This is a genomic window from Geobacillus thermodenitrificans subsp. thermodenitrificans DSM 465, from assembly GCF_000496575.1.
Lineage (GTDB): Bacteria > Bacillota > Bacilli > Bacillales > Anoxybacillaceae > Geobacillus > Geobacillus thermodenitrificans.
The window spans coordinates 1-9,643 of the sequence record NZ_AYKT01000034.1; the positions used below are offsets into that span (position 1 = coordinate 1).

Annotated in this window: 9 protein-coding genes; all 9 read left to right on the plus strand. The window is 49.3% G+C overall.

Annotation, left to right across the window (positions count from 1 at the left end; genetic code table 11):
* A partial coding sequence (locus DSM465_RS20010) for a hypothetical protein (protein ID WP_035498741.1) occupies positions 1 to 189 on the plus strand: 189 nt, incomplete at its 5' end.
* Positions 190 to 223: 34 nt separating this feature from the next.
* Entirely contained in the window at positions 224 to 2,701 is a 2,478-nt protein-coding gene (spoIIE, locus tag DSM465_RS0117310; RefSeq protein ID WP_029761897.1) for a stage II sporulation protein E, read from the plus strand.
* A 66-nt stretch (positions 2,702 to 2,767) separates the two neighbouring features.
* On the plus strand, positions 2,768 to 3,508 hold the full coding sequence (locus DSM465_RS0117315; RefSeq protein WP_008881705.1) for a vWA domain-containing protein: 741 nt from the start codon (positions 2,768 to 2,770) through the stop codon (positions 3,506 to 3,508).
* Positions 3,471 to 4,448 carry a protein kinase domain-containing protein gene (locus DSM465_RS0117320; RefSeq protein WP_029761898.1) on the plus strand — a complete coding sequence of 326 codons (978 nt, stop codon included), beginning with the start codon at positions 3,471 to 3,473 and terminating at the stop codon, positions 4,446 to 4,448. Before DSM465_RS0117315 ends, DSM465_RS0117320 begins: the two co-directional genes overlap by 38 nt.
* Positions 4,449 to 4,503: 55 nt before the next feature.
* Positions 4,504 to 5,898 carry a tRNA lysidine(34) synthetase TilS gene (gene tilS, locus DSM465_RS0117325; protein ID WP_029761899.1) on the plus strand — a complete coding sequence of 465 codons (1,395 nt, stop codon included), beginning with the start codon at positions 4,504 to 4,506 and terminating at the stop codon, positions 5,896 to 5,898.
* A gap of 11 nt (positions 5,899 to 5,909) precedes the next feature.
* A complete protein-coding gene (gene hpt / locus DSM465_RS0117330; protein ID WP_008881708.1) occupies positions 5,910 to 6,455 on the plus strand; it encodes a hypoxanthine phosphoribosyltransferase in 546 nt (181 codons plus the stop codon).
* A gap of 94 nt (positions 6,456 to 6,549) precedes the next feature.
* Positions 6,550 to 8,445: an ATP-dependent zinc metalloprotease FtsH gene (ftsH, locus tag DSM465_RS0117335; RefSeq protein WP_008881709.1), complete on the plus strand. Its 1,896-nt coding sequence runs from the start codon at positions 6,550 to 6,552 to the stop codon at positions 8,443 to 8,445.
* A gap of 231 nt (positions 8,446 to 8,676) precedes the next feature.
* Positions 8,677 to 9,453 (plus strand): type III pantothenate kinase, encoded by a 777-nt coding sequence (locus DSM465_RS0117340; protein ID WP_029761900.1) that lies wholly within the window; start codon positions 8,677 to 8,679, stop codon positions 9,451 to 9,453.
* A 14-nt stretch (positions 9,454 to 9,467) separates the two neighbouring features.
* Positions 9,468 to 9,643 (plus strand): Hsp33 family molecular chaperone HslO (locus DSM465_RS0117345; RefSeq protein ID WP_174375705.1); only part of this gene is annotated, 176 nt, incomplete at its 3' end.

Consider the following 9,643-nt stretch of genomic DNA (forward strand, 5'->3'; position numbering starts at 1 on the left):
AACACGGGTTCGAATCCCGTACGGGTCATCGCAAACGAGCATGCGTCATCAAGCGACATGCTCGTTTTTTCTTTTTGTCTGCTTCTGTCGGAACGGGTATACTGTCGGCGCATCATCGAAGAAAACGTCGAACGATTTTTTATTTTGCTCCGTTGTTTTGACAAATTTCAGATAATTTTAACTATATAATAGGGGTAATAGAAAGCAAAGGAGAGGATCGGGAATGGAAAGAGTAGAAAGAGGAACGGTGCGTCGCATTTCAGAAGTACGGATTAATGAAACGCAAGCAACCTTGTCGCGCTGGATGCGCCATGTGAAGTTGCGACTTGGCCATCTGTTCGTTCATCAAGGCTTTTTGCTTCTCCTTGTCGGCTTTTTGTTGGGACGGGCGTTAATTTTGGCGAAATTGACCCCGTTTGCGCTGCCGTTTTTTGTCTCTGTCTACATGTTGCGTCGTGACAAGGCAGCTTTCGCTTTAGTTTCACTGCTGGCCGGCGCTGTGACGCTGTCGTTTGATACGGTGTTGTTTGTCGGTGCTTCCATTTTTGGTTTCCTCTTTATTTATAGCTGGGTGCGGAAAGTGATTAGTGAATCATTAAAACTTGTGCCGTTCGTCGTTTTCGCTGTATCGTTGGCGACAAAATGGCTCATTTCTTATTACTGGCTTGGGGAACGGACGGCATACGGAGTGGCTATGGCGGTTGTAGAAGCCGGGTTGTCACTCGTGCTGACATTGATTTTTATGCAAAGCATTCCGCTGTTGACGGTACAGAAACATAAACATGCGCTGCGGGCGGAAGAAATGATTTCATTGATTATTTTGCTGGCGTCGATGCTGACTGGGATGATCGGCTGGTCGGCGTACGGCTTATCGCTTGAACATGTCATGTCGCGCTATCTCGTTTTATTATTTGCATTTGTAGCTGGGGCAGCGACTGGTTCGACCGTCGGGGTCGTCACTGGGCTCGTTCTGAGCTTAGCGAACGTCGGTAACTTGTCTGAAATGAGCTTGCTTGCTTTTGCCGGCCTACTTGGCGGCCTGCTGAAAGAAGGAAAAAAGATTGGGGTCGCGTTCGGACTCATTGTCGCAACGCTGTTGATGGGCTTATACGGGGACGGGAAAGCCGAACTCATGCCGACGCTGCTTGAATCAAGCATCGCTATCATGCTGTTTTTATGTACAGCCCATTCGCTGACAGAGAAGATTGCCAAACATATTCCTGGCACGGCTGAATATATCAACGAGCAACAGCAATACGTTCGCAAAATCCGTGATGTAACGGCACAGCGCGTTTCGCAGTTTTCGAACGTCTTTCAAGCGCTGGCGGAAAGCTTTTCGCCTGGACCGCTGTCGGATTCTGATGAATACCATGAACGGGAGGTTGATTATTTTCTTGGTGATATTACAGAAAAGACGTGCCAAACGTGCTTTAAGAAAGCGCAATGCTGGGTAGCCAACTTTAGTACAACATATGCGTATATGAAACAAATGATGCATGAGGCGGACGAAAAAACGTTGGCACAAAACCATCAGTTGTTACGCGAATGGGAGCGGTATTGCGTCAAAGCAGGCAAAGTGGTTGACACGATTGAAAAAGAGATGGTGATTTATCAGGCGAACCGTAAGCTCAAACGGCAAGTTTACGAAAGCCGGAAACTTGTTGCCGAGCAATTGTTGGGTGTTTCGCAAGTCATGGACGATTTTGCGAAGGAGATTCAAAAAGAGCGAGAAAACCATTATTTGCAAGAGGAACAAATCTACCATGCCCTGCAAGAGTTTGGCATCGAAATCGGGCATGTCGATATTTACAGTTTAGAAAAAGGAAATATCGATATTGAAATGAGCATTCCTTACTGCGAGGGGCGTGGTGAGTGCGAAAAACTGATCGCGCCGATGCTGTCGGACATTTTAGGGGAGACGATTGTCGTCAAGCGCGAGGAATGTGCTGCCTATCCAAATGGCTATTGCCGGGTTGCCTTCGGTTCGACAAAAGCGTTTGTCGTCGAGACAGGCGTGGCGTTTGCTGCTAAAGGAGGCGGGCTCATTTCTGGTGACAGCTATGCAACGATTGAACTTGGCACCGGTAAATACGCTGTCGCCATTAGCGACGGCATGGGCAACGGGGAACGAGCGCATTACGAGAGCCACGAGACGTTACATTTGCTGCAAAAAATCTTGCAGACAGGAATGGATGAATCGATCGCCATTAAATCGATCAATTCCATTTTGGCGCTGCGGACGACAGAAGATATGTACGCGACGCTTGATTTGGCGATCATTGATTTGCAAAACGCGGCGACGAAGTTTTTAAAAATCGGGTCGATGCCAAGCTTTATTAAACGCGGCGATAAAGTGATGAAAGTAGAGGCGAGCAATTTGCCAATGGGGATTATTAAAGAAGTCGAATTCGATGTGGTCAGTGAACAGCTGAAATCCGGCGACTTGCTCATTATGATGAGCGACGGTGTGTTTGAAGGGCCAATGAATGTGGAGAACCATGATTTGTGGATGAAACGGAAAATCCAAGAACTGAAAACGACCGATCCACAAGAAGTCGCCGATGTGATCATGGAGGAAGTGATCCGGCAGTGCGGCGGAGAGATTGAAGATGATATGACCGTTGTTGTCGCTAAAGTGCGGCACAACACACCAAAATGGGCGACGATTCCGGCATATATGTATATGAAAAAGGCGCAGTAGTACGCGTATAAAAACGTTCTCCCGCGGCGATGATGGTAATACATTCCGCTGAGGAGGGGAACGAAGATGCGAAAGGGAACGTTGCGGCAGATTTTGCTCATTACCGACGGCTGCTCCAACCATGGCGAGGATCCAGCCGCCATGGCGGCATTGGCGAGGGAACAGGGCATTACAGTGAACGTGATTGGTGTATTGGACCAAGACACGATCGATGAAAATGGGCAGCGAGAAATTGAAGCGATTGCGGCCGCTGGCGGCGGGATGAGCCAGGTCGTATATGCGAGGCAGCTGTCGCAAACGGTGCAGATGGTGACGCGCCAAGCGATGACCCAGACGTTGCAAGGGCTGGTCAACCGGGAATTGAAACAAATATTTGGTTCGGACGTTTCGCTCGAAGACTTGCCTCCGGACAAGCGCGGTCAAGTGATGGAAGTCGTCGATGAACTTGGAGAAACGGCTGCGCTCGACGTGCTTATTTTAATCGATACGAGCGGGAGCATGAAGACGAAATTGCCGACGGTCAAAGAGGCGCTCGTCGATTTATCGCTTAGTTTAAATGCACGCATGGGTGAGAACCGTTTTTCCGTCTTCATCTTTCCAGGAAAGCGGCAACATGCCGAGAAAATGATTGACTGGACGCCGAGGATTGAGGAGCTGTCCACCATCTTTCCGAAATTGGCGTCAGGCGGGCTGACGCCAACAGGACCGGCGCTGCGCGAAGCGATCGCCCATTTCGACCGCAAACGGTCACTAAGGAGCTGGATTGGTAATGGCGATGAGCCATACATTGAAGAATCGTCTTTGTAATCTTCCGCCTGGCACGGTTGTTACCGGCAAATGGCACGGCCGTTCATACCGGCTTTTGCGGCGGCTTGGCAGTGGGGCAAACGGCGTCGTCTACTTGGCAGAAAGCGGCTGCAACCGCGTCGCTGTCAAACTGAGCGATGATTATGCGTCGTTGGCCTCGGAAATGAATATATTACGTCGTTTTTCTAAGGTCCAGGGGGGCGCCCTCGGACCTTCTTTGCTGGAGGCCGACGACTGGCGGAGCTCGCTTGTGCAGGAGACGATCCCTTTTTATGTGATGGAGTATATTGAGGGGGAAAACTTCACTACCTTTGTCCGCCGCCGCGGGAAAGAGTGGGCGCCGGTGTTGCTTGTGCAGTTGTTGTCGGTGCTCGAGCGGCTGCATGAGGAGGGGTGGGTATTTGGCGACTTAAAACCGGATAATTTAATCGTCACCGGGCCGCCGCCATCTGTCCGGTTGTTGGATGTTGGGGGAACGACGCTGCAAGGAAGGGCGGTCAAAGAGTTTACAGAGCTGTACGACCGCGGCTATTGGGGGCTTGGGTCGCGCAAAGCTGAGCCGTCGTATGACTTGTTTTCAGCAGCGATGGTGATGATTGCATCCTGTTATTCGGGACATCTCGAGAAAAAGGGCGACGGGCGATCACAACTTTTCAGGATCATCGAAGCCGACCGCTTTTTAGCCCAATATAAGCACGTTTTGCAAAAAGCGCTCGACGGCCGGTATGCAAAGGCCGCCGACATGCGTCGTGACTTATTAGCGGCTTCTTCCCGCCGGTTAGCGGTGAAAGATGAAACAAAGATAGTGTCGTCGAACCGCCGGTCGGGGCGGCGGGCGAAAAAGCGCCGCAAAGTGGGGGCTATTGCTGAGACAGTGTTGATTGCTGTCCTGTTGCTTGGTGCATACGGTTTTTATATATACTGGCAACTAACGATGTAATTTATGGTACAATAGCTATCGATGAGGCTAAAAGAGAGCAAAGAGGTTTTTTCGAATGGTTGATAAAGTGCGCGCCTTTATTGACAGGCATAGGTTGCTTACGGAAGGAGCGACGGTCATTGTCGGCGTTTCCGGAGGCCCGGATTCACTTGCTCTTTTGCATCTTTTATCTTCGCTTCGGGATGAGTGGAAGCTTCAGCTCGTGGCGGCTCATGTCGACCATATGTTTCGCGGGCGGGAATCAGAAGAAGAGATGGAATTTGTGAAACATTTTTGTGCCGAGCACCGTATTTTATGTGAAGCGGTGCAAATCGATGTTCCAGCTTTTCAGCGGCGCACAGGTCTCGGCGCTCAGGAGGCGGCTCGAAATTGCCGGTATCACTTTTTTGCCGAGCTGGTGAAAAAGTATCAAGCGCAATATGTCGCTTTAGGCCATCATGGTGATGACCAGGTCGAGACGATTTTAATGCGACTTGTGCGCGGTAGCACAAGCAAAGGGTATGCTGGCATTCCTGTCAAGCGTCCGTTTCATGGCAGTTATCTCATTCGCCCGTTTTTGGCTGTCAGCCGGGCGGAAATCGAGGACTACTGCAAAAAAGAGGGGCTAACTCCGCGCCGAGATCCAAGCAATGAGAAAGACGATTATACACGCAATCGATTTCGCCATCATATTGTCCCGCTATTAAAACAGGAAAATCCGCGCTTGCATGAACGATTTCAACAATATAGTGAAATGATGGCAGAAGATGAGCAATTTTTAGAGGAATTAGCCACGGACGCGCTGAATAAAGTAATGGAAAAACAAAATAGCGATGTTGTATTGCGCATTGCCCCGTTTTTGGCGTTGCCGAGACCGCTGCAGCGTCGGGTGTTGCAGCTGTTGCTTCTCCGCCTTTACGGAGGCATTCCGCCGGTGTTGACTTCTGTGCATATCGGCCATATACTGATGCTTTGTGAGCGCGACCATCCTTCTGGAATGCTCGATTTGCCAAAAGGGTTGAAAGTGATTCGTTCGTATGATCGCTGTTTGTTTACGTTTGGCTTGCAACATTGCGCTCAAAGCTATTGGCTAGAGCTGCCGGTTCCGGCGCTATTGCCTCTCCCAAACGGTTACGTAATCATAAGTGAATTTGGGGAACACTATCCAAGAAAGCAGTTAGGAAATGACTCGTTCGTGGTTGACCCCGCTACGGTTTCTCTTCCGCTTCATGTACGGACGCGCCGCACTGGTGACCGGATGGTGCTGAAGGGGACGGGAGGAACGAAAAAAATTAAGGAGATTTTTATTGAGGCGAAAATTCCACGGATGGAAAGGGACTGTTGGCCGATTGTAGAAGATGCCGACGGCCGCATCCTTTGGGTGCCTGGACTGAAAAAATCGGCTTTTGAAGCCGGAGAGCATGGGCAAACTCGCTATATTTTACTGCACTATCAGGCGATGAACAGCTAGGAGGAAAAAAGATGGGGATGAAAGACGATATCCAAAAAGTGCTAATCACCGAGGAAGAAATTCAGGCAAAAGTAAAAGAGCTAGGTGCTATATTGACGAAGGAGTATGACGGCCGTTTTCCGCTCGCCGTCGGCGTTCTCAAAGGCGCGATGCCGTTTATGGCCGATTTGTTGAAACATATTGATACATATTTGGAAATGGATTTTATGGATGTTTCGAGTTATGGGAATGCGACGATTTCATCTGGGGAAGTAAAAATTATCAAAGATTTAAATACATCCGTTGAAGGTCGCGACATTTTGATCATTGAAGATATTATTGACAGCGGGCTGACGCTCAGCTATCTGGTCGATTTATTCCGTTACCGGAAGGCGAATTCAATTAAAATCGTCACCCTTCTTGACAAGCCGTCTGGACGTAAAGCCGATATTCAAGCGGACTACGCCGGATTTACCGTCCCGGATGAGTTCGTCGTTGGTTATGGTCTCGATTATGCGGAAAAATATCGCAACCTCCCGTTTATCGGTGTCTTAAAGCCAGAAGTGTACCAAAAATAAGACCGTTGCTGTGCGGCGGCCGAATTGTTTGTATTTAGGCAAATTTCTATGCTAGTATTGAGTATAGTGTGTTTCATATGGGAGGAGGCAAGAAATGAACCGGATTTTCCGTAACACCATCTTTTATTTGCTGATTTTTCTCGTCGTGATCGGCGTCGTCAGCTTTTTTAACGGTACGAATCAGCGGACCGAGCCGATGACGTACGATGCGTTTATCACTCATTTGGAAAACGGGGAAGTCAAGTCGTTTTCCATTAAGCCGGAGCGCGGCGTATATGAAATTCGAGGCCAACTGAAAACATATAATGAAGGGCAATATTTTTCCACCTATGTGATAAACAGCGACAAAGTGCTTGATCGCATCGATGCGGCGGCGGCACGGGCGCGGGTGGAAGTGATGCCAGCGGATGAAACGAGCGGATGGGTTACGTTTTTCACATCCATTATTCCGTTTGTCATTATTTTTATTTTGTTTTTCTTCTTGTTGAACCAAGCGCAAGGCGGCGGCAGCCGAGTAATGAATTTCGGCAAAAGCCGGGCGCGGCTGTATACGGATGACAAGCGGAAAGTCCGTTTCCGTGATGTGGCTGGGGCGGACGAGGAAAAAGAAGAGCTCGTGGAAATTGTTGAATTTTTAAAAGACCCGCGCAAATTCGCTGAACTTGGTGCCCGCATTCCAAAAGGGGTGCTGCTTGTCGGACCGCCAGGTACAGGGAAAACACTGTTGGCGCGCGCGGTCGCAGGGGAAGCAGGCGTGCCGTTTTTCTCGATCAGCGGGTCGGATTTTGTGGAAATGTTCGTCGGGGTCGGTGCATCGCGCGTGCGCGACTTGTTTGAAACAGCGAAAAAAAATGCACCGTGCATCATTTTTATCGATGAAATTGACGCTGTCGGACGCCAGCGCGGAGCCGGTCTTGGCGGCGGCCACGATGAGCGTGAGCAGACGCTCAACCAGCTGCTTGTCGAAATGGACGGTTTTAACGGGAATGAAGGGATCATTATTATTGCAGCGACGAACCGTCCGGACATTTTAGACCCAGCGCTCTTGCGCCCGGGTCGCTTCGACCGGCAAATCACTGTCGATCGCCCAGATGTCAAAGGACGCGAAGCAGTATTACGCGTGCATGCCCGCAATAAGCCGCTCGATGAATCGGTTGACTTGAAGACGATCGCCATGCGGACACCGGGATTCTCCGGTGCTGATTTGGAAAACTTGTTGAACGAAGCGGCGCTTGTGGCAGCGCGTCGGAACAAAAAGAAAATCGATATGGACGATATCGACGAAGCAACCGATCGCGTCATTGCCGGACCGGCGAAAAAAAGCCGTGTTATTTCGGAAAAAGAGCGGCGCATTGTTGCATTCCATGAGGCCGGACATACGGTCATCGGCATGGTGCTTGCCGACGCGGAAATGGTGCATAAAGTAACAATCGTCCCGCGTGGCCAAGCTGGTGGCTATGCGGTGATGCTGCCGAAAGAAGACCGTTACTTTATGACAAAAGAGGAACTGATGGATAAAATTACAGGGTTGCTCGGCGGGCGCGTCGCTGAGGAAATTGTGTTCAATGAAGTAAGCACAGGGGCTCATAACGATTTTCAACGGGCGACAAACATTGCACGCCGGATGGTGACGGAATTCGGGATGAGCGAAAAACTTGGTCCGCTTCAATTTGGCCAACCGAGCGGGCAAGTGTTTTTAGGTCGCGACTTGCATAACGAACAAAACTATAGCGATAAAATCGCTTATGAAATTGACTTAGAGATTCAACGCATCATTAAAGAGTGCTATGACAAGGCGAAACAGCTTTTAACGCAGCATCGGGACAAATTGGATTTAATTGCTACGACACTTTTGGAAGTTGAGACACTCGATGCTGAACAAATTAAGCATTTGTTCGAGCACGGTACGCTGCCGCCGGACCGCAATGGACGCAATGACACCGGTAAAGGCGACGACGATGTGAAAGTGAACATTCAGAAGAAAGAGTAACAGTTGGGGCTGAACGAAAAGGACATCTTTCTTCAAAGGAGATACAACCTATTGCTTGTGAAAGTGCTCGATGTGTATATATGGTGATCACAAAGGATGTCTTACAATTTTGGGGACATCCTCTTTTTTTGCTATCGACCAGAGTGAGGCCGCCGTTTTTTCCCCCGCAAGAAAACAAGGTATGATATGATAAAGAAAGGAATTTATTGAGGAAAAGTGGGGAATGAGGCCATGATTTTTGTGTTGGACGTTGGCAATACAAATACCGTGCTAGGGGTTTATGACGGTGATGAATTAAGATACCATTGGCGCATTGAGACAAGCCGGGCGAAAACGGAAGACGAGTACGGCATGACAATTAAAGCGCTTTTGAATCATGTCGGCTTACAGTTTTCCGATATTCGTGGCATGATTATTTCTTCTGTGGTGCCGCCGATTATGTTTGCCCTTGAACGCATGTGTTTAAAATATTTCCATATTAAGCCGCTCATTGTCGGGCCGGGCATTAAAACGGGGCTTGACATTAAATATGAAAATCCGCGTGAAGTCGGCGCTGACCGGATTGTCAATGCGGTTGCCGGCATTCACTTATACGGCAGCCCACTGATCATTGTCGATTTCGGGACAGCGACGACGTATTGTTATATTAATGAACATAAACAATATATGGGGGGAGCTATCGCCCCAGGCATCATGATTTCGACAGAGGCGTTGTTTGCAAGGGCGGCGAAATTGCCTCGCATTGAAATTGCCCGCCCAGACGATATCGTTGGTAAAAATACGGTCAGCGCCATGCAAGCTGGCATTTTATACGGTTATGTTGGACAAGTGGAAGGCATCGTTTCGCGAATGAAGGCGAAAAGCAAAGTTCCACCGAAAGTGATCGCGACTGGTGGCCTTGCACCGCTCATTGCCAGTGAGTCGAGTGTCATCGATGTCGTCGATCCGTTTTTAACGTTGACTGGGCTGAAACTGTTGTATGAGAAAAATACGGAGAAAAAAGGATGAAAGGCTTGATGAACATGAGAGATTACTTAGTGAAAGCGCTCGCTTATGATGGACAAGTGAGAGCGTATGCCACAAGAACGACAGAAACAGTTGCAGAAGCACAGCGACGCCACCAAACGTGGCCGACCGCGTCCGCAGCGCTTGGCCGGGCGCTGACGGCGGGTGTCATGATGGGGGCGATGCTCAAAGG